The 18,340-nt window shown below is 71.8% G+C and carries 19 protein-coding genes; 8 read left to right on the top strand and 11 right to left on the bottom strand.

Annotation, left to right across the window (positions count from 1 at the left end):
• Positions 1-15 precede the first annotated feature (15 nt).
• The 5 genes from ACWFR4_RS00365 to ACWFR4_RS00345 form a co-directional block, all read right to left on the bottom strand.
• Positions 16-666: a response regulator transcription factor gene (locus ACWFR4_RS00365; RefSeq protein WP_453460210.1), complete on the bottom strand. Its 651-nt coding sequence runs from the start codon at positions 664-666 to the stop codon at positions 16-18.
• Between the two features lie 18 nt (positions 667-684).
• Complete coding sequence (locus ACWFR4_RS00360) at positions 685-1,932, bottom strand: sensor histidine kinase (protein WP_453650021.1); 1,248 nt, start codon at positions 1,930-1,932, stop codon at positions 685-687.
• The gene (locus tag ACWFR4_RS00355; RefSeq protein WP_453650019.1) at positions 1,929-2,939 is read right to left on the bottom strand and encodes a hypothetical protein; all 1,011 of its coding nucleotides are present in this window, start codon (positions 2,937-2,939) and stop codon (positions 1,929-1,931) included. Before ACWFR4_RS00355 ends, ACWFR4_RS00360 begins: the two co-directional genes overlap by 4 nt.
• A 116-nt stretch (positions 2,940-3,055) precedes the next feature.
• Complete coding sequence (locus tag ACWFR4_RS00350) at positions 3,056-3,526, bottom strand: GNAT family N-acetyltransferase (protein ID WP_453460202.1); 471 nt, start codon at positions 3,524-3,526, stop codon at positions 3,056-3,058.
• Positions 3,526-4,299, bottom strand: coding sequence for an IclR family transcriptional regulator (locus tag ACWFR4_RS00345; RefSeq protein ID WP_116502788.1), 774 nt, complete (start codon positions 4,297-4,299; stop codon positions 3,526-3,528). The genes ACWFR4_RS00350 and ACWFR4_RS00345 overlap by 1 nt, the downstream gene beginning before the upstream one ends.
• A gap of 134 nt (positions 4,300-4,433) precedes the next feature.
• Between ACWFR4_RS00345 and ACWFR4_RS00340 the strand changes: the two genes are divergently transcribed.
• From ACWFR4_RS00340 to ACWFR4_RS00320, 5 genes are all read left to right on the top strand, one after another.
• Positions 4,434-5,966, top strand: coding sequence for an aldehyde dehydrogenase (NADP(+)) (locus tag ACWFR4_RS00340; protein ID WP_453460199.1), 1,533 nt, complete (start codon positions 4,434-4,436; stop codon positions 5,964-5,966).
• 36 nt (positions 5,967-6,002) lie between these two features.
• The gene (locus tag ACWFR4_RS00335) at positions 6,003-6,611 is read left to right on the top strand and encodes a DUF1349 domain-containing protein (RefSeq protein WP_266565699.1); all 609 of its coding nucleotides are present in this window, start codon (positions 6,003-6,005) and stop codon (positions 6,609-6,611) included.
• Between the two features lie 58 nt (positions 6,612-6,669).
• The gene (locus tag ACWFR4_RS00330; protein ID WP_453650017.1) at positions 6,670-7,146 is read left to right on the top strand and encodes an N-acetyltransferase family protein; all 477 of its coding nucleotides are present in this window, start codon (positions 6,670-6,672) and stop codon (positions 7,144-7,146) included.
• Positions 7,147-7,216: 70 nt separating this feature from the next.
• Positions 7,217-7,933: a DsbA family oxidoreductase gene (locus ACWFR4_RS00325; RefSeq protein WP_453460195.1), complete on the top strand. Its 717-nt coding sequence runs from the start codon at positions 7,217-7,219 to the stop codon at positions 7,931-7,933.
• 115 nt (positions 7,934-8,048) lie between these two features.
• The gene (locus ACWFR4_RS00320) at positions 8,049-9,101 is read left to right on the top strand and encodes an aminotransferase class V-fold PLP-dependent enzyme (protein WP_453460192.1); all 1,053 of its coding nucleotides are present in this window, start codon (positions 8,049-8,051) and stop codon (positions 9,099-9,101) included.
• Positions 9,102-9,152: 51 nt separating this feature from the next.
• On the opposite strand, the gene ACWFR4_RS00315 is transcribed toward ACWFR4_RS00320, so the two are convergent.
• Complete coding sequence (locus ACWFR4_RS00315; RefSeq protein ID WP_453460189.1) at positions 9,153-9,653, bottom strand: MarR family winged helix-turn-helix transcriptional regulator; 501 nt, start codon at positions 9,651-9,653, stop codon at positions 9,153-9,155.
• Between the two features lie 180 nt (positions 9,654-9,833).
• On the opposite strand from ACWFR4_RS00315, the gene ACWFR4_RS00310 reads away from it, so the two are divergent.
• The gene (locus ACWFR4_RS00310; RefSeq protein ID WP_453460186.1) at positions 9,834-10,901 is read left to right on the top strand and encodes an alkene reductase; all 1,068 of its coding nucleotides are present in this window, start codon (positions 9,834-9,836) and stop codon (positions 10,899-10,901) included.
• Positions 10,902-10,969: 68 nt separating this feature from the next.
• Here ACWFR4_RS00310 and thpD read toward each other — a convergent pair whose 3' ends face one another.
• The 5 genes from thpD to ACWFR4_RS00285 all read right to left on the bottom strand — a co-directional run bounded on the left by thpD (position 10,970) and on the right by ACWFR4_RS00285 (position 15,705).
• Positions 10,970-11,863, bottom strand: a complete 894-nt coding sequence (gene thpD / locus ACWFR4_RS00305) for an ectoine hydroxylase (RefSeq protein WP_453460183.1) — start codon at positions 11,861-11,863, stop codon at positions 10,970-10,972.
• A gap of 5 nt (positions 11,864-11,868) precedes the next feature.
• Positions 11,869-12,267: an ectoine synthase gene (locus tag ACWFR4_RS00300; RefSeq protein ID WP_100592467.1), complete on the bottom strand. Its 399-nt coding sequence runs from the start codon at positions 12,265-12,267 to the stop codon at positions 11,869-11,871.
• Between the two features lie 60 nt (positions 12,268-12,327).
• Positions 12,328-13,599 carry a diaminobutyrate--2-oxoglutarate transaminase gene (gene ectB, locus ACWFR4_RS00295; RefSeq protein ID WP_453460181.1) on the bottom strand — a complete coding sequence of 424 codons (1,272 nt, stop codon included), beginning with the start codon at positions 13,597-13,599 and terminating at the stop codon, positions 12,328-12,330.
• A gap of 107 nt (positions 13,600-13,706) precedes the next feature.
• A complete protein-coding gene (gene ectA / locus ACWFR4_RS00290; RefSeq protein WP_382997343.1) occupies positions 13,707-14,201 on the bottom strand; it encodes a diaminobutyrate acetyltransferase in 495 nt (164 codons plus the stop codon).
• A gap of 394 nt (positions 14,202-14,595) precedes the next feature.
• Positions 14,596-15,705 carry a pyridoxal-phosphate-dependent aminotransferase family protein gene (locus ACWFR4_RS00285; protein ID WP_453650624.1) on the bottom strand — a complete coding sequence of 370 codons (1,110 nt, stop codon included), beginning with the start codon at positions 15,703-15,705 and terminating at the stop codon, positions 14,596-14,598.
• Positions 15,706-15,815: 110 nt separating this feature from the next.
• Between ACWFR4_RS00285 and ACWFR4_RS00280 the strand changes: the two genes are divergently transcribed.
• Together ACWFR4_RS00280 and ACWFR4_RS00275 are read left to right on the top strand one after the other, a co-directional pair.
• Positions 15,816-16,910, top strand: coding sequence for an amidohydrolase family protein (locus tag ACWFR4_RS00280; RefSeq protein ID WP_453460179.1), 1,095 nt, complete (start codon positions 15,816-15,818; stop codon positions 16,908-16,910).
• 354 nt (positions 16,911-17,264) lie between these two features.
• Entirely contained in the window at positions 17,265-18,197 is a 933-nt protein-coding gene (locus ACWFR4_RS00275; protein ID WP_453650015.1) for an SCO1860 family LAETG-anchored protein, read from the top strand.
• The last annotated feature ends 143 nt before the right edge of the window (positions 18,198-18,340 follow it).

Genomic DNA, 18,340 nt, shown 5'->3' with positions numbered 1-18,340 from the left:
CCCTCGCGATGAGGCTCACGCCTTCATGAAGCCGCCCTCGTACGCCGCGATAACGGCCTGTGTACGGTCCCGGGCCCCGGTCTTCGCGAGGACCGCCGCCACATGCGTCTTCACCGTGGCGGGGCCCACCCCCATCCGCCGCGCGATCTCCGCGTTGGTCAGGCCCGCCGCCAGGTGCCGCAGCACCTCGCTCTCGCGGCCCGTGAGCCGCGTCACCCAGGCGGCCGCCGCGGGCTCGGCGCGCCCGTACTCCGCGGCGAGGGCGCGCACGGCCGCGGGGAACAGCAGGGAGTCCGTCTGTGCGACGAGGCGCACCGCCTGCACGAGCGCGTCCGCCTCGGCGCGCTTGAGGAGGAACCCCGCGGCCCCGGCGCGCAGCGCCTCGTACACGTACGCGTCGTTCTCGAAGGTGGTGACCACGACGATGCGCGGGGGAGCGGCCGTCGACCCGAGGATCTGTTCCGTGGCGCGAATGCCGTCGATCTCCGGCATCCGGACGTCCATGAGGACCACGTCGGGCGCCAGCTCGCGCACCACGGACACCGCCTCGGCGCCGGTCGCGGCCTCGCCCACGACCTCGATGCCGTCCTCGGCGGACAGGATGGCGCGCAGGGCGGTGCGCACCATGCGCTCGTCGTCGGCGAGGACGACACGGATCGCGGTCATGGGGAGGTTCCTCTCATGTCATGCGCTCAGGGGCAGCCGTACGGTCACGCGCCAGGACCCGCACTCGGGGCCTGCCTCAGTGGTGCCGCCCAGCAGCCGGGCCCGGTCCGCGATGCCGCGCAGCCCGTGGCCGCCGCCGGGGCGGGTGCGCGGCGGGTGCGGCGGCAGCGGGTTCTCGGCGGTGATGAGCAGGTCGTCGCCGTCGCGCGCGAGGCGCAGCGTGAGGGACGTGCCCGCGTGCCGCAGCGCGTTGCTCAGCACCTCCTGCACGATCCGGTACGCCTCGCGGGACACCGGCGGCGGCAGTGCGGCCGGGTCGAGGGCCACGACATCCGCCTGTACGCGCAGGCCGCCGGCCCGCGTGCGGCTCAGCAGCCCGTCCAGGTCGGCGGCGAGGGTCGGCGCGGGCGCCGTGGACGCAGGGTCGCCCGCCTCCCGCAACACGCCCAGTACGGCGTCGAGTTCGCCCACCGTGCGCCGCGTGGTGTCCTCGATCGCCGCGAGGGCCTCACGGGCGAACTCCGGGTCGTGGTCGAGGACGCGGCGGGCCGCGCTCGCCTGGAGGGTGACCGCGCTCAGGGCGTGGCCCACCGAGTCGTGCAGCTCGCGCGCGAGCCGGTTGCGCACGGCGAGGTCGGCGGCGCGGCGCTCGGCCACGGCGAGCCGGTCCGCCGGGGTCGGCCCGAGGAGCACGGGCGCCCACCGCGCCAGGAGGGCGCCGGCCACCGCGGCGCAGCCCGCGAGCGCCACGAGCATCGCCGCGCCCGCGACGGGGGCGAGCGCCAACGCCCAGGCATGGTGCAGGACTTCGGGCAGTGCGAGGGCCGAGTCGCGTAGCCCGGCGAACAGGGGAAGTGCCATCAGCGTCACCGCGAACGGGGGCAGCGCGAGCGTCATCCCGCTGAGTACCCCGCCGAACCCGAGGTGCAGCGTGAACCAGGCGACGGTCCGCCCCCGCGCGGCGCGGCTCCGGGGCGGCCCGTCGGCGAGCGCGTCGGCCGGCACCCCGCACAGTGCGCGCACCGCCGCCACCGAGATCGGCCGGGTCAGCGGGAACAGAGCGGTGACCGCGGCGAGCGGCAACCCCACGGCGAACGCGCCGAGTTGGAGCGTCAGCGAGGTGAAGACGTCGCTCACGCCGGTGAGCGGCCCGATGACGACCGAACCCACCAGGACGTACGGCATGGCGAGTGCGCCGCCGAGGATCAGATGGATCCACCGCCGGCGCGCCCGCCGCCCGAACAGGGCGCTCCAGAAACCCCTCATGACGCCGTACGTCGCTCCGCGCGGCCCGCGAGGAAGCGGACGCCGACGGCGACGACCAGGATCCCGACGATCATCTGGGCAGCGTAGGTGAGGTTCATGACCGGTGTCGGCCGCCGCGTGATGTCGTCGACGCCGGCGAGGGAGGCGAGCGCGAGCCAGCCGCCCCAGCAGGCCGAGGCCCCGGAGCCGAGCCACGCGAGGGCCAGCGGCAGCTTCACCGGCAGGCCGCCGCCGCGCCGGAAGGCGAGGACCGCCGCGCCGAGCACGGCGGCGGCCAGGAAGGCCACATCCGTCGCCTCGAGGACGTAGAAGTCGCTTGAACGGTCCGCGATCCGGGCGGAGTTGAGGCCCGTGGTCGCGCCGCACGCCCACAGCAGGTGCAGGGTCAGGGGGAACAGGGCGAGCACCGCGGCGGCGACCGCCAGGGTCCGGCGGGCGGCGTCGGCCGGGGGACGCGGCAGCTCCCGGACCGGGCCGCGCCACGTGTGGCCCCAGCGGTCGCGCGCGTACAGGGCGAACAGGGTGCCGAGGGCGAGCCCTTGGAGGATGAAGCCGGTGTAGACGACCCCGAACACCCACTCGTCGAGGAAGGGGCCGTCCTTGGACCCGCCGTGGTTCACGGAGCCGCCAAAGGCCCTGACCAGCAGCTGGAGCGGGTACCCGGTCATGATCGGGGCGAGCAGCCCGGTCGCCACCCACATCGGGAACACGAGGAGCCGGGCCGGGACACGCCGCCCCCACGGCTGGGTCAGAAGCAGCGCGAGGACGATCACGGCGCCGTCCATGAGCACGGTCACGCTGTTGGCGGCGGCCATCGAGGCCCGGTGGTCGAGCAGCGGGCTGCCCTCGGGGATCCCGATGTGACTCCCGCCGATCCAGGCGATCTTGAGCGTGAGGTACGGCAGGCACGACACCACGGCGACCGCCCGCAGCACGCGCCTGAGCCTGCCACTGCGCAGTGCCGGCCGGGGAGCGGTACGGGAGGCGGGAGCGGCTGTCTGTGTCATGCCCCCACGCTCCCGCGCCGTCCGCGCCCGCACGTCGTGCCCACAGCCGATCCGCCTCCGCCGCACGGGGGAGAGCGCGGCCGCCGCAGGCGCACGGGACACCCGCCGGGTACCGCTTACGCGTCGAGTGCCAGCACGTACTCGGGAATTTCCTTCCCGCGCGCGTGGGCGAAGTCCGAATCCTGGCCGGTGACGCGGAAACCGCACTTCTCCAGGACGCGCAGCGAGCCGATGTTGTCGGTCGCGGCGCGAGCGTGCAGCGGGCGCTCCGGGACCTCGGCGAGCAGCGCGCGGAGCGCCGCCGTGGCGAGTCCGCGCCCCCAGTGCGCGCGGTCGATCCAGTACGTGACCTGGAGATCACCCGGCTCCCCGTACACGGCTGCGCTCCCCACGAGTTCGCCGTCGGCGACGACGGCGCGCACCACGTCGGACGACGAACAGATCCGCTTCCAGTGCGCCTCGAAGTGGCCCCAGTCGGACCCCCTGGGGGAGACGAACGCGGCGACGCGGGCCGCCTCCGGGTCGTTCATGTGCCGGAAGAAGACGCGGACGTCGCCCTCCTCGACGGCACGCAGCGCGACCTCCATCAGAGCCTCCGCGTCGCCAGGGTCAGCCGGTCGCGGGCGTCGAACAGCGCGTCCTTCACCATCTGCTCGTGCGCGGGGGTCAGGCGCGCCACCGGCACCGAGCAGCTGATCGCGTCGCGCGCCGGCGTGCGGTACGGGATCGCGACGCCGAAGCAGCGGAGGCCCAGGGTGTTCTCCTCGCGGTCCACCGCGATGCCCTGCTCGCGCACCGCGTGCAGCTCCTCGATGAGCTTCTCGCGGTCGGTGATGGTGTGCTCGGTGAGCGCCGGGAGCGTCTCGGGGAGCATCTTGCGGACCTGCTCGTCGGTGTGGGTCGCGAGGAGCGCCTTGCCGAGGGACGTGGAGTGCGCGGGCAGCCGGCGGCCGACGCGGGTGAAGGGCCGCAGATAGTGCTGCGACTGGCGCGTGGCCAGATAGACGACGTTCGTGCCGTCGAGGCGCGCCAGGTGGATCGTCTCCGTGGTGTCGTCGGAGAGCCGGTCGAGGGTGGGGCGGGCCGCGGCCACCACCTCGTCGCCGTCGATGTACGACGTACCGACGAGCAGGGCGCGTACGCCGATGCCGTACCGCGTGCCCGTCGCGTCCGTCTCCACCCAGCCGAGCTCGACGAGCGTGCGAAGGAGCATGTAGAGGCTGGACTTGGGGTAGCCGACCGCTTCCTGGACGGCAGCCAGGGAGTGCATTCCGGGCCGGCCCGCGAAGTATTCGAGCAATTCCACGGTCCGTACCGCGGACTTGACCTGCGCCCCGCCGCCCGTCTCACCTGCCGACATTCCCTTGACCCCTTCGTTCGACCAGAATTAGTGTCCTGAGTCCGTAGCGTATTCATCATCAGGGACAGCGTTCAGCATATCGAACAGCTGCTGTTCGTCGTCAGGTGAGCGGCACAAATCTGGAGGAACCCGCGGTGGCAGCAGCACCAGTCTGGAGTGTCGACCCCCGAACCGGGAAGCAGCGGGAGCAGGTTGCGGTGGAAGCCACAGCCGAAGAGGTGGACCAGGCGGTCCGCGCCGCGCGCGCCGCCACGGGCGCCCTCGCGGACCGCACCGTGCGCGCCGCCTTCCTGCGCAGCGCCGCCGAGCTCCTCGACGCCTCCAAGGGGCACCTGGTGGAGGCCGCGGACGCGGAGACCGCGCTCGGTCCCGTCCGCCTCACCGGTGAACTCGCCCGCACCAGCTACCAGTTGCGCGCCTTTGCGGACATCGTCGACGAGGGCGCCTTCCTGGGCATCGTCATCGACCACCCCGACGACTCGGCGACCCCGCCGATCCCGGACCTGCGCCGCTACAAGGTGCCGCTGGGCGTCGTCGCCGTCTACTCGGCGTCGAACTTCCCGTTCGCCTTCTCCGTGCCCGGCGGCGACACCGCGAGCGCGCTCGCCGCGGGCTGCCCCGTCGTCGTCAAGGCCCACCCCGACCACCCCGCCACCTCCGAACTGGTCGCCTCTGTGCTGCGCAGGGCCGCCGCCCAGCACGGCATCCCGGAGGGCGTCCTCGGCCTGGTCCACGGCTTCGAGGCGGGCGTCGAGCTCGTCAAGCACCCGCTGGTCTCGGCCGCCGGATTCACCGGCTCCGTACGGGGCGGGCGCGCCCTCTTCGACGCGGCGGCCGCCCGCCCCGTGCCGATCCCCTTCCACGGCGAACTCGGCTCCCTCAACCCCGTGGTCATCACGGCCGAGGCCGCGGCCGAGCGTGCCGAGCAGATCGGCGCCGGGCTCGCGGGCTCGATGACGCTCGGCGTCGGCCAGTTCTGCGTGAAGCCCGGCCTCGTCTTCGCGCCCACCGGCGCCGACGGCGACCGCCTCGTCAAGTCCCTCACCGACGCCGTCAGCGACACCGACGCGGGTGTGCTCCTCGATCACCGCATGCGCGACAACTTCGTCGCGGGCGTCGCCGAGCGCGCGGAGCTGCCCGACGTGGACGCCCCCGTGACCCCGGGCGCGGGCAGCGAGCACACCGTCAGCCCCGGCTTCCTCACCGTCCCGGCCCAGCGCCTGGCCACCGACGGCGGCGACCACGACCTCCTCCTGGAGGAGTGCTTCGGGCCGGTCACGGTCGTCGCCCGCTACGAGGACGACGCCGAGGTCACCTCCGTGCTCTCGCGGCTGCCCGGCAACCTCTCGGCCACCGTCCACCTGTCCGAGGGCGAGGCCGCGGGCCAGGGACGCGGCGCCGAGATCCTCGCCGAGCTCACCCCGCTCGCGGGCCGCGTCCTGGTCAACGGCTGGCCCACCGGTGTCGCCGTCGCCCCCGCCCAGCACCACGGCGGCCCGTACCCGGCCACGACGTCCACCTCGACGTCCGTGGGCGGCACCGCCGTCGAGCGCTGGCTGCGTCCGGTCGCGTACCAGAACACCCCCGAGGCGCTCCTGCCGCCGGAGCTGCGCGACGACAACCCGCTGGGTCTGCCGCGCCGCTACGAAGGCCGTCAGGAACTCTGAACACGCCCGCCGCTCGTCACCTGGAAAACTGACCTGATGGACATCGAACTCCCCGAACTCCCGTTCCCGCTGCGCACCTACGGCCCCGACGGGCACTGGTCGTACGAGGACGGGGCGCTCACCGGCTGGGCCGGACCCCGCCAGGACCGCTTCGTGCCGCCCACCGGCACGGCCCTGGACCCGGCGTCCGACGCGCCCCGCCTGCTCGGGGCGCCGAAGGGCGACTTCCAGCTGCTCGCCCGGGTCACGGTCGGCTTCACCGCCGCCTTCGACGCGGGCGTGCTCTATCTGCACGTCGGCGAGCGCGAGTGGGCCAAGTTGTGCCTGGAGCGCTCGCCCGACGAGCCGACCGTCTGCACCGTCGTCACGCGCGGCCGCTCCGACGACGCGAACGCGTTCGTCGTGGGCGGCAGCACGGTGTGGCTGCGCATCAGCCGCACCGGTTCGGCGTTCGCCTTCCACGCCTCGCCGGACGGCGAGAAGTGGACCTTCGTCCGGATCTTCTCGCTGGGCGACGAGGAGTCCGCGGGCGCCGCCCTGGTCGGCTTCATGGCGCAGGCCCCGGTCGGCGACGGCTGCGTCGTCACGTACGAGGACATCGAATTCCGCCCGAGCTGGCCGCAGGGCCTGCGCGACGGTTCCTGACACCCCGGAAAGCCGGGGGCGCGGGAACCCGGGAGCCGGGGAGGACGTCTTTCCCGGCGTGATCAGAACAGCCGTCCCCGCGGACGCCCCGGCCATCGCCGCCCTGCACCTGCGCGCCCGCGCCACGTACTACCCCGACGGTCTGCCGGACGACGGCACCGACTGGGAGCAGGTGTGGGTGGAGGCGATAACCCGCCCTCGCTCGCACGTCCTGGTCTCCGTACGGGAGGGCGCGCTCGCCGGCCTCGCCTCCTTCCGCACGCCCGACGGTGAGCCGAAGGAGGCGGTCAAGCTGTTCCAGTTCCACGTCAGCCCCGACCTCTGGCGCCGCGGCGTCGGCGCCGAGCTGCACGCCGCCTGCGTCGAGGAGTGGCACGCGGACGGCGTCGAGCAGGCGTATCTGGACGTGCACGGCGACAACACGCGCGCCCAGGCGTTCTACGCCCGCCAGGGCTGGACCGACGAGGGATACGGCGACGAGGGCGGCAGCCACCTGCGGATGCGGCTGCACCTGACCGCCCGGCCCGGGGAATGAGGCACCGAAGGCGCGCGTTGAAAGGGGGCGCAGGGCACCCCCTGCGCCGTACGAATCTGGAGTGACCCCCATGCGCGTCGAGATCTGGTCCGACATAGCCTGCCCCTGGTGCTACGTCGGCAAGGCCCGCTTCGAGAAGGCGCTGGCCGCCTTCCCGCACCGTGACGGCGTCGAGGTGGTCCACCGCTCCTTCGAGCTCGACCCGACGCGCGCCAAGGGCGACAGCGGGCTCGTCATCCCGATGCTCGCGCAGAAGTACGGCATGACCGAGGACCAGGCGCAGGCCGCCGAGCGCAACCTCGGCGAGAACGCCGCCTCCGAGGGCCTCGCCTACCTCACCGAGGGCCGCGACCACGGCAACACCTTCGACATGCACCGCCTCCTCCACTTCGCGAAGGAGCAGGGCCGCCAGGACGAGCTGATCGGCCTCCTGTACCGGGCGAACTTCGCCGAGGAGCGGTCCGTCTTCGCCGACGCCGACGAGTACCTGACCGGCCTCGCCGCCGAGGCCGGTCTCGACGCCGACGAGGCCCGCGCCGTCCTCGCCGACCCCGCCCGGTACGCCGACGACGTGCGCGCCGACGAGCGCGAGGCCGCCGAGCTCGGCGCGAACGGCGTGCCCTTCTTCGTCCTCGACCGCAAGTACGGCGTCTCCGGCGCCCAGCCCGCCGAGGTCTTCGCCCAGGCCCTGGAGCAGGCGTGGGACAGCCGCCCGCCGCTCCAGGTCATCGACAGCGGCGACGCCGAGGCGTGTGGCCCGGACGGATGTGCGGTCCCGCAGAACTGACACATACCGCGGGAGCGGCAGTGAACCGCGGGAGCAGCACTTATAAGAGACGCTTAGGGGTACTGCTCAACAACTCGCAATGGACCGACAGTTGGCGAGGCGGCACAGTGGACTCATGGAGACTCTCGATCACGCGCTCGTGCGCGCCGAGTTCGCACCCGTCACCACCTATCTGAACACCGCGAGCACCGGGCTGCTCCCGTCCCGCGCGGTGGCGGCCATGAGCGACGCGGTCGCCTCCGTCGCGGCCGGCCGGCCCGCCGACATGTTCGCGGACGTCGAGGCCGCCCGCGCCGCCTTCGCCCGGATCGCCGGCGTCCCGGCGGCCCGGGTGGCGGCCGGCGCCTCGGTCGCCGTCTACACCGGACTCATCGCCGCCTCGCTCCCGTCGGGCGCCGAGGTCCTCACCGCGCAGAACGACTTCAGCTCCACCGTGAACCCCTTCCACGTACGCGGCGACCTCAAGGTCCGCACCGCGCCCCTGGAGGCGATCGCCGACGCCGTGCGCCCCGGCACGGCGCTGGTCGCCGTCAGCGCGGCCCAGTCCGCCGACGGACGCGTCGCCGACCTGCCCGCGATCCGCGAGGCGGCCCGCGCCCACGGCGCCCGCACCTACATCGACTGCTCCCAGGCGGCGGGCTGGCTGCCCGTCGACGCGGACGCGCAGGACTACACGTCCGCCGTCGCCTTCAAGTGGCTGCTGTGCCCGCGCGGCGTGACCTTCTTCGTCGTCCCCGAGGACCTGGGCTCGCTCAGCGCGGTCTTCGCGGGCTGGGTCGCGGGCGAGCGCCCTTGGGACAGCTGCTACGGGCCCGTAGAGGAGCTCGCGCACTCCGCACGGAGGTTCGACGAGAGCCCCAGCCTGTTCTCGTACGCGGGCGCGCGGCACTCCCTGGCGCTCGTCGAGGAACTCGGCGTCGACGCGATCCGCGCCCATGACCTCACCCTGGCCGACCGCTTCCGCGCGGGCCTGGCCACGCTCGGCCACGCGCCCGTGCCGGCGCCGGGTTCACCCGTGGTCTCCGTCCCGGGGCTCGGCGTACGGCAGCCGGAACTGAGCCGGGCCGGCATCGAGGTCTCCGACCGCGCGGGCAACCTGCGGGCGGCCTTCCACCTGTACAACACGGAGTCCGACGTCGACCGGCTCCTTGAGGCGCTTTCGGGCTGAACCGTTGGGCTGAGCCCTTCAGACCGGCCCGGCCCGCCCGCTAGGGCGAGATCACCCGTCGACCGGGTCCGCCTCCGGGCAGCTCGCCGGATCGGCGCACAGGTTCGCCTCGACCTTGGCGAGCAGCCGCAGGAGTTCGGTCCGCTCCTCCTTGTCGAGGCCGCGCAGCGTGTGGTCCTCCAGGTCGCCCCACTTGCCCTGGACGTCGCCGAGCAGGCCGCAGCTGGCGTCCGTCGTCTCCACGAGCACGGCCCGCCGGTCGCGCGGGTCGGGGGACCGGCGTACGTGGCCGGCCTGTTCGAGCCGCTGGAGCATCTTCGTCACCGTGGACGGGTCCAGGTCGACCGCCTTGATGAGCTCCGACTGACGCACGGGCCCCTTGTCCCACAGGTGCATCATCAGGAACTCCTGCCCCGGGTAGAGGCCCAGCCCGCGCAGCAGCTTGCCCGCGGTGATCCGGTGCAGCCGCGCCACGCGGGAGAGCGCATGGCTGACGGGACCGCAGCGGGCGGCTTCGGGCAGGTGCTCACTACAAGGCGGCTCGTCCGTCATGGCGACTCCTGATCGGTTCCGGCCTCGCCGTGGAGTCCGGTCTCTCCACGGGGGTTCGGTCTCTTCACGTAGAGATTACCTTGGTCGGCCAATGAATGGGTTACAGTGGCACGCGGCTCGATTAATTGGCCGACCACATATTGGTCGGCATTGCCTTGCCCGCCCTTGGATGGAGTAGCCATGACCACCGCCTTCGACCCGATCGACCTCTCCGGCGTCCAGCTCGCCAACCGCATCGCCATGGCCCCGATGACCCGCAGCCGGGCCGGCGAGGGCGGCACCGCCACCGACCTGACCACCGAGTACTACGCGCAGCGCGCCTCGGCCGGCCTGATCATCACGGAGGGCATCCAGCCGTCCGCCGTCGGGCAGGGCTACGCGTGGACCCCGGGACTGCACAGCGACGAGCAGATCGCCTCCTGGCGCAAGGTCACCGACGCCGTGCACGCCGAGGGCGGCACGATCTACGCCCAGATCATGCACGCGGGCCGGATCAGTCACCCGGTGCTGCTGCCCGAGGGGGAGACCCCGGTCGCCCCGTCCCCGGTCGCCCCGGCGGGCCAGGGCTTCACGCATGAGGGCATGAAGGACTTCACCACGCCGCGGGCACTGGCCGGCGACGAGATCCGCGCCACCATCGCCGACTACGCCACCGCCGCCCGCAACGCGATCGAGGCCGGCTTCGACGGCGTCGAGTTGCACGGTGCCAACGGCTACCTCATCCACCAGTTCCTCGCGCCCAACACCAATCTGCGTGACGACGAGTGGGGCGGCAGCGTGGAGAACCGCATCCGTTTCGCCGTCGAGGTCGTCAAGGCCGTCGTCGCCGAGATCGGTGCCGAGCGGACCGGGCTGCGGATCTCGCCCGGGAACCCGTACAACTCCATCGAGGAGAGCGACCCGGCGCCGACGTATACCGCGCTGGTCAAGGAGATCGAGCCGCTCGGCATCTCCTACCTGCACGTCCTCGAGAGCTCCGACATCCGCGAGCTGACGCTGGCGCTGCGCAAGCAGTTCTCGGGCACCTTCGTCCTTAACGTCCTCAGTGACGGGCCCACCGGGCACGGCGACCTCTCCGTGATCGAGGACGGCATCGCCGACATCATCACGTTCGGCGCGCTGTTCCTCGCCAACCCCGACCTGCCCGCCCGCCTGAAGACGCAGGGCCCTTACAACACCCCGGACCCGGCCACGTTCTTCGGCGGCGACGCGAAGGGTTACACGGACTACCCGGCGCTGACCGCCTGACCCCCTCCGGATTCGCGAGTCAAGGCGGCTCCCGACAGGAAGCCGCCCCGACTACGCGTGTACGAAGGTCACTTCACCGGACTGAAGTCCCTCGCCCCGATGAACTCCGGCCGCCGCACCGGAGCCGCGAACGGCTCCACCGCGGCGTTCTCCACGCTGTTGAACACGACGAAGACGTTCGAGCGCGGGTACGGGGTGATGTTGTCCCCGGAGCCGTGCATGGCGTTGCAGTCGAACCACGTCGCCGAGCCCGCGCTGCCCGTGAACAGGCGGATGCCGTGCCGGTCGGCGAACTTGGTCAGCGCCTCGTCCGACGGCGTGCCCGCGTCCTGCATCTGGAGGGACTTCTTGTAGTTGTCCCGCGGCGTCTCGCCCGCGCAGCCCAAGAACGTCCTGTGCGACCCCGGCATGATCATCAAGCCGCCGTTGGTGTCGTAGTTCTCGGTCAGCGCGATCGAGACGGACACGGTCCGCATGTTCGGCAGGCCGTCCTCCGCGTGCCAGGTCTCGAAGTCCGAGTGCCAGTAGAAGCCACTCGCCCCGAAGCCCGGCTTCACGTTGATCCGCGACTGGTGGACGTACACGTCCGAGCCGAGGATCTGCCGTGCCCGGCCCACGACCCGCTCGTCGTGCACCAGTTGCGCGAACACCTCGCTGATCCTGTGGACCTCGAAGACGGACCGCACGTCCTGCGACGTGGGCTCGACGATGGAACGCTCGTCGGCCTTGACCGCCGGATCCGTGATCAGCCGGTTCAACTCGGCCTGGTACGTGCCGATCTCGTCCGGACCGATCAGCTCCTCGATCGCGAGGAAGCCGTCCCGCTCGAAGCCCTCGAGGTCCGACTGGCGGATCGGACCGCGTGCGCCCGGCGGGGACCAGACGACGGGGTCGACGCGGGGCGTCGCCACCTCGGAGACGCCGCGGGTCGGGTAGAGGTCGGTACGTGTCTCCGTGCTCATAAGGGTCAGGCCTCCTCGGTCAGCAGCGGGTAGACGCCGTTCTCGTCGTGGTCCTCCCGTCCGGTCACGGGAGGGTTGAACACGCACACGCAGCGGAAGTCGGTCTTGGGGCGCAGGGTGTGGCGCTCATGGCCGTTCAGGAGGTACATCGTGCCCGGCTCGATCCAGTGCTTCTCGCCGGTCTCCTTGTTGGTGAGCTCGGCCTCGCCCTCGACGCACAGCACGGCCTCGATGTGGTTGGCGTACCACATGTCGGTCTCCGTGCCCGCGTAGAGGATCGTCTCGTGCAGTGAGAAGCCGACCTTCTCCTTGGCAAGGACGATGCGCTTGCTCTCCCAGGTGCCGGTCGCCGACTTCACATGCCGGTCGGTGTTCTCGATCTCCTTGAACGAACGGACGATCACGGTGAGTTGCTGCCTTTCTCTTCTACGTGGTGAGGGGGCGCCTGCCCGCTTGAGCGGAAGTCAGGCGGTCTCGCGCACGGCCCGGGTGAGCGTGCGCAGTCCCTCTTCCAGCTCCTCGGGCGTGATCGTCAGCGCCGGAAGCAGCTTGACGACCTCGCTCTCGGGGCCGGAGGTCTCGATGAGCAGACCGAGCTCGAAGGCGCGCTTGGCGACCTTGTTCGCCCGGTCCTTGTCGCGGAATTCCAGGCCCCACACCAGGCCGCGTCCGCGGTACTCGACGGTGTCGTCGCGGAACTCGTCGCGAAGAGCGCCGAGGGCCTCCTCGATCTGCTGGCCGCGGGCGAGCGTCTGCTTCTCCATGGCGGGGCCGTCGGTCCAGTACGCCTCGAGGGCGGCGGCGGCCGTCACGAACGCGGGGTTGTTGCCGCGGAACGTGCCGTTGTGCTCGCCCGGCTCCCAGACGTCGAGCTCCGGCTTGAACAGGCACAGGGACATGGGGAGCCCGTACCCGCTGATGGACTTCGAAACGGTCACGATGTCCGGTGTGATGCCCGCCTCCTCGAAGGAGAAGAACGCACCGGTGCGGCCGCAGCCCATCTGGATGTCGTCGACGATCAGGAGCATGTCCCAGCGCTCGCAGACATCGGCCAGCTTGCGCAGCCACTCCGTGCGGGCGACGTTGATGCCGCCTTCGCCCTGCACCGTCTCGACGATCACGGCGGCGGGCGTGTTCAGGCCCGAGCCGGAGTCCTCCAGGAGGCGCTCGAACCAGATGAAGTCCGGGGTCTGCCCGTCGAGGTAGTTGTCGAACGGCATCGGGGTGCCGTGCACCAGCGGGATGCCGGCGCCCGCGCGTTTGAAGGCGTTGCCGGTCACCGCGAGCGAGCCGAGCGACATGCCGTGGAAGGCGTTCGTGAACGACACGATCGACTCGCGGCCCTTGACCTTGCGGGCCAGCTTCAGCGCCGACTCGACGGCGTTGGTGCCCGTCGGGCCCGGGAACATGACCTTGTACGGCAGGTCACGCGGGCGCAGGATGATGTTCTGGAACGACTCCAGGAAGGCGCGCTTCGCCGTCGTCGACATGTCGAGCCCGTGCGTGACGCCGTCCCGCTCCAGGTAGTCGATCAGGGCGCGTTTGAGGACCGGGTTGTTGTGCCCGTAGTTGAGCGATCCCGCGCCCGCGAAGAAGTCGAGGTACTCGTGGCCGTCCTCGTCGAACATACGGCTGCCCTGCGCCCGGTCGAAGATGGTGGGCCAACCGCGGCAGTAGCTGCGCACCTCCGACTCAAGGGTCTCGAAGACGCTCAGGTCCGGCTGGGTGATGGTCACAGCGAATCTCCTGGGAGATGGGAGTGGGGGATGGCGTGGAAGAGGTCAAGCAGTCGTGCGGTCTGCGGTCTTGCGCTGCAGAGAAGTGATGGGGGGCCGGTCGTGGGTCAGACGATCGGCCCGATGCGGTGGAGCACCTCGGGCTCGTGCCCGTCGTCCGGGAAGAGGCCCGCGTCGAACAGCACCGTCTGTGCGACCTCCGCGCCGTTGCGGCGCGCGAACGAGGCGAACAGGCGTTGCGAGGCGGTGTTGTCGGGCGAGATCGTCGTCTCGAGCACGGTCGTCGCGCGGTCGGCGGCGACCTTCGCCCAGAGGCCGTCGAGCAGTGCCCCGGCCAGACCGCGCCCCCGGTGCGCATGGTCGACGGCCACCTGCCACACCACGAGGGTGCGCGGGTTCTCCGGCCGGATGTACCCGGTGATGAATCCGGCGACGGAGCCGGCGGAGTCCCGCGCCACGACGGACGTGGCGGCGAAGTCCCGGCACCACAGCAGATAGCTGTACGAGGAGTTGAGGTCGAGCACCTTCGAGTCGCGGGCGATGCGCCAGATTGCGGCTCCGTCGGCCACCTCGGGCCGGTCGATCCGCAGGCTCTCGGGCATTTCCAGGAATTGCGCGGTCATGTGAATTCAATTTACCGAGCAATTTCTGGGATTGCATCGCGAGCAAGGGTTACGTAAACGCTCCTTCTGTGTTATCGCGCGGGTGGGGGCGCGCACGCGAAATCTCGGCGCTATCTTCCGATTTGACCGGGATGAAGTGCGCAAATCACCTTCGGTGTGGAGTGCGTCACAAGCGCGAAACCCGCGCGAGACGCGTCCGAATTACGCCGTTTCCCGTTGTTGAAATCTTAGTGTTTACGTCCTCGGAAAGCGGGCAGAAGAATATGGGAAGCTGTGCTGAGAAATGCGCGAGAATTGACTCGGAAAACAAAAGAAGGCGCCACCCCATTGAAGGGGCGGCGCCTCACTTTGTGAAGTCGCGGGACTACAGGGGTTACACCCAGGCCGCGGCGACGGCCCTGCGCGCGCCCTCCAGGTCCACCGGCGCGCCGGACCCCTCCATCTCGGCGAGCGCACCGCCGAGCGCCGCGAGCGAGGACTGCACGACGCCCCGGGTGGCCTGCGGGCCGTAGTGGTTGACGCGGATCATCTCCTTGGCGAGTGGCCCGCCCCCGGCCACCAGCGGCAGCACCGGGTCCACCGCAAGCGCTCGCGCGACCAGCTCCGAGGCGTCGATCCCCGCCGGGGCGCGCAGCGTCGTCGCCACCGGGGCCGCGTCCCGCGCCTCGTACACGTACGGCTCGATGCCGCCGCCCAGCGCGAGCGCGCCCGCCCGCGTGGCCGCGGCCGCACCGGCGTGACGGGCCATCAGGGCGTCGAGGCCCTCCGCCTCGATGCGCTCGACGCACGCCTCCAGGGCGAGCATCTCCAGCTGTGCGGGCGCGTGCAGCAGCGCCTTGCGCCCGCCGTCGATCCAGCGGTGCTTCCAGTCGAGCAGCGACAGGTAGGAGTGGCGCGGCGCCTGCGGGTTGGACTCCATCCGCTCCCACGCCCGCGCGCTGACGGACACCGCGGAGACGCCCGCCGGGCCGCCCATGGCCTTCTGCGCGCCGATCACGCACAGGTCCACGCCCCAGGCGTCGGGAAGGACCGGCTCGGCGGCGATCGACGCGACCGCGTCCAGGTAGAAGAGCGCGCCGTGCTCCCGCACCACCTCGCCGATCTCGGCGACCGGGTTCGTGTTGCCCGTCGCGGCCTCCGCGTGCACGAGCGAGACGAAGTCGGTCTCGGGGTGCTCGGCGAGCGCGTCGCGCACCTGCTCGGCCGTCACGGCAGTGTGGAAGGGGACTGCCAGGTCGTACACCGTCGCCCCGCTGTCCCGCAGCCAGTCGCCGAAGGTCTGGCCGTAGGGGCCGGTGACGATGTTCAGGGCCACGGTGCCGGGGCGGGCGGTGCCGCGGATCGCGCCCTCGAGGGGCAGCAGCGCCTCGCCTTGCATGATCACGACGTCCTGCGAGGTGTCGAGCAGCCCGGCCACGCGCCGCTCGATGGAGGCGAAGTGCTCGGCGCTCAGGGGGGCCAGGTCAAGAAAAGGGTGGGTCACGATCGTGCTCTCTTCGCTCTCTGCGCTCACGTCGCCCGTGATCTTCGTTCACGAGTTCGTACGGCGGGCTGCCGTTCCGAGCGTACCCACCGGCCTCATAGGCTTCCGACATGAGTGAGCGCACGGTGCTGCACGTGAAGGGGCGGGTTCTCGTCGGGCCCGACGACGTCCGGGACGAGCTGTGGGTCGTCGGCGGGCGGGTGGCGTACGACCGGCCGGCCGGGCCCGGCCTCGACATCACCACCGTCGACGGGTGGGCCATGCCCGGACTCGTCGACGCGCACTGCCATGTCGGCCTGGACACGCACGGCCCGGTGCCCGCCGACGTCGCCGAGAAGCAGGCCCTCACCGACCGCGAGGCCGGCACGCTCCTGATCCGCGACGCGGGCTCTCCCTCGGACACCCGCTGGATCGACGACCGCGAGGACCTGCCCAGGATCATCCGGGCCGGGCGGCACATCGCCCGCACCCGCCGGTACATCCGCAACTACGCCCACGAGATCGAGCCGCCCGAGCTGGTCGCCTACGTGGCCCGGGAGGCGAAGCGCGGCGACGGCTGGGTGAAGCTGGTCGGCGACTGGATCGACCGGGACGCGGGCGATCTGACCGCGTGCTGGCCCCGCGAGGAGGTCGAGGCCGCCATCGCGGAGGCGCACCGGCTGGGCGCCCGCGTCACGGCCCACTGCTTCGCCGAGGACTCGCTGCGCGACCTCGTCGAGGCGGGCATCGACTGCATCGAGCACGCGACGGGCCTCACCGAGGACACCATCCCGCTGTTCGCCGAGCGCGGCGTCGCGATCGTCCCGACCCTCGTCAACATCGCCACGTTCCCGCAGATCGCCGCGGCCGGCGAGAGCAAGTTCCCCCGCTGGTCCGCCCATCTGAACCGCCTGCACGAGCGTCGCTACGACACCGTGCGAGCGGCGTACGACGCGGGGGTGCCGGTCTACGTCGGCACCGACGCGGGCGGTTCGCTCGCGCACGGCCTGGTCGCCGGGGAGGTCGCCGAACTGCTCAAGGCCGGACTCCCGGCCGTGGACGCGCTCTCCGCGACGGCGTGGGGCGCCCGCGCCTGGCTCGGCCGCCCCGGCCTGGAGGAGGGCGCCTCGGCCGACCTCGTGGTCTACGAGTCGGACCCCCGCGCCGACGTACGGGTGCTCGCCTCGCCCCGGCGCGTGGTGCTGCGCGGCCGCATCGTGGGCTGAACCGGCCGCGGGCGGAGGCGGGTTGACGGAACGTGACGCGGCGGCCCGCCCGCTCGTTACGCATCATTCGTGTGCGCCCGCGCGGCCGACCGGCGCGTTCGACACGCGGCGGTCGCCGGGTGACAACAGAGGGGCAGCAGAGGGAAAACAGAGGAACAGGCGAACAACCGAGCTCAAAGATTCGAAGACCAGCTCGGAAACCTCACTTTGGAGTGAACTCACGTCAGGTTGCTGACCGTTCACTCTCGGTGCGTAAAGATCCCTTCATCGAGGCCGACGGCGCAAGCCCCAGCGATGTCCCCCATGGCGGGGCGGGGCCGACGGCTCCATTTCTCTCGTGGGGGTCCCATCAGCATGCCCAGCACCACCTTCCGCACGCCCGGACGCCGCCTCGCCGCGTCGGCCGCCGCCACGGCCCTGGCCGTCGCTCCGGCGCTGCTCGCCACCGCGGGCACCGCGCACGCGACGGGCGGCCACGGCGGCAAGTCCGGCGCCGTCGTCCTGCGCACCGGACTGAATGTCTCCCTGCTCAACAAGACCGTGAACGTCCCGCTCACGGCCACGCTCAACGAGGTGCAGGCCCCCGCCAGTGCCGAGAAGACCGCCCTCACCGTCAAGCTGGACGGCGTCGACGGCGGGCAGCCGTTCAGCGTCCTGCGGGCGGACGTGGCCACCGCGAAGGCCACCGTCGACGACCACAAGGCGGAGGGGTACAGCAACCTCGCCCACGCCAAGGTCCACATCCCGGGCCTGCCGCTGCTCTCGCTCATCGAGGTCGGCCAGGTCACGTCGAAGGCGGTCTGCGAGACGGGCAAGCGGCCCGTCGCCGAGTCGAACGTCCTGGGCGCCGTCACGGTCCTCGGCAAGAAGGTGACCCTCTCGGCGGGCGGCACCACCGAGGTGAAGGTCCCGGGTGTCGGCGAGGTCCGGCTCGACCTCTCGAAGACGCACACCACATCCCGTACGGCTGCTGCCTCGGCGCTCGAACTGAAGGTGTCCGTCAACCCGCTCAAGCTGAACGTGGCGGAGGTGGAGGGCACTGTGACCCTCGCCGGCGCGACCTGCGAGACGCCCGAAGCGGCGCCCGCACAGAAGCCCCCGGCCAAGGCGGCCGACGACGTCAAGCCCCAGGGCGGCGCCGCGAAGCCGATCTCCGAGCCCGCCGCCAAGGCGGACCTCGCGGAGACCGGGGGGAACTCGATGACGCCGTACATCGCGGGCGGTGCCATCGTGCTGCTGGTCGCCGGCGGCGGAGCCGTCGCCGTCGCCCGGCGCGGGCGCTCCTGACCCGAGGGCCCGAGGGGGGACCGGAGGGGAGCGGGGGGGGGGGGGGCGGGGGGGCCCCCCCCCCCCCCCCGGGGCGGGAAGCGCGCCGCCCCGCCCGGGGGGGGGGCGGGGGGGAACCGCCCCGGGGGGTTTAAAAAAAAGAA

The organism is Streptomyces sp. NPDC055140 (assembly GCF_053607285.1).
The sequence above is the reverse complement of the archived record's forward strand: the minus strand, read 5'-3'. Positions and strand labels throughout refer to the sequence as shown.

What these genes read in the sequence shown, in the direction of transcription:
- ACWFR4_RS00365 (WP_453460210.1), bottom strand. Translation starts at nt 666, where the DNA reads ATGACCGCGATCCGTGTCGTCCTCGCCGACGACGAGCGCATGGTGCGC.
- ACWFR4_RS00360 (WP_453650021.1), bottom strand. Translation starts at nt 1,932, where the DNA reads ATGAGGGGTTTCTGGAGCGCCCTGTTCGGGCGGCGGGCGCGCCGGCGG.
- ACWFR4_RS00355 (WP_453650019.1), bottom strand. Translation starts at nt 2,939, where the DNA reads ATGACACAGACAGCCGCTCCCGCCTCCCGTACCGCTCCCCGGCCGGCA.
- ACWFR4_RS00350 (WP_453460202.1), bottom strand. Translation starts at nt 3,526, where the DNA reads ATGGAGGTCGCGCTGCGTGCCGTCGAGGAGGGCGACGTCCGCGTCTTC.
- ACWFR4_RS00345 (WP_116502788.1), bottom strand. Translation starts at nt 4,299, where the DNA reads ATGTCGGCAGGTGAGACGGGCGGCGGGGCGCAGGTCAAGTCCGCGGTA.
- ACWFR4_RS00335 (WP_266565699.1), top strand. Translation starts at nt 6,003, where the DNA reads ATGGACATCGAACTCCCCGAACTCCCGTTCCCGCTGCGCACCTACGGC.
- ACWFR4_RS00325 (WP_453460195.1), top strand. Translation starts at nt 7,217, where the DNA reads ATGCGCGTCGAGATCTGGTCCGACATAGCCTGCCCCTGGTGCTACGTC.
- ACWFR4_RS00320 (WP_453460192.1), top strand. Translation starts at nt 8,049, where the DNA reads ATGGAGACTCTCGATCACGCGCTCGTGCGCGCCGAGTTCGCACCCGTC.
- ACWFR4_RS00315 (WP_453460189.1), bottom strand. Translation starts at nt 9,653, where the DNA reads ATGACGGACGAGCCGCCTTGTAGTGAGCACCTGCCCGAAGCCGCCCGC.
- ACWFR4_RS00310 (WP_453460186.1), top strand. Translation starts at nt 9,834, where the DNA reads ATGACCACCGCCTTCGACCCGATCGACCTCTCCGGCGTCCAGCTCGCC.
- thpD (WP_453460183.1), bottom strand. Translation starts at nt 11,863, where the DNA reads ATGAGCACGGAGACACGTACCGACCTCTACCCGACCCGCGGCGTCTCC.
- ectA (WP_382997343.1), bottom strand. Translation starts at nt 14,201, where the DNA reads ATGCCCGAGAGCCTGCGGATCGACCGGCCCGAGGTGGCCGACGGAGCC.
- ACWFR4_RS00280 (WP_453460179.1), top strand. Translation starts at nt 15,816, where the DNA reads ATGAGTGAGCGCACGGTGCTGCACGTGAAGGGGCGGGTTCTCGTCGGG.
- ACWFR4_RS00275 (WP_453650015.1), top strand. Translation starts at nt 17,265, where the DNA reads ATGCCCAGCACCACCTTCCGCACGCCCGGACGCCGCCTCGCCGCGTCG.